General features: G+C 55.9%; 1 protein-coding gene. It reads left to right on the top strand.

Going from position 1 to position 306, the window contains the following annotated elements:
• Positions 1–306, top strand: a 306-nt coding sequence (locus AQ981_RS25575) for a fimbrial protein (protein ID WP_071609034.1), incomplete at both ends; no start/stop codon positions are given.

Here is a 306-nt window from a genome sequence, read left to right as displayed (position 1 = left end):
GTAATTATCGTAAACCGGTGCCGTTAACCCTGAAGTGCGAGGACAGCTCACAGGCCTGGCAGTTACAACTGAGCGTGCGTGGTAACGCGGCAGGATTTGATGTCGATAACGCCACGGTGGTGACGGCGCAGCAGGCAAATCTGGGGGTAAAAATCTACCAGAACGGACAGCCATTTAAACTGGGGGAGGCGATTAACGTCAATAGCCTGACACTCCCCGACATCGAAGCACTGCTGGTCCAGCGTGACGGAGTGGAGCTGACTGAAGGGCCATTTACCGCGACAGCAACGCTGCGGGCGGAATATC

Origin of the sequence: Entomohabitans teleogrylli, assembly GCF_001484765.1 — a bacterium.
Classification (GTDB): domain Bacteria; phylum Pseudomonadota; class Gammaproteobacteria; order Enterobacterales; family Enterobacteriaceae; genus Entomohabitans; species Entomohabitans teleogrylli.
Note: the sequence above shows the minus strand (reverse complement) of the source record. Positions and strands in the feature narration are given on the sequence as shown.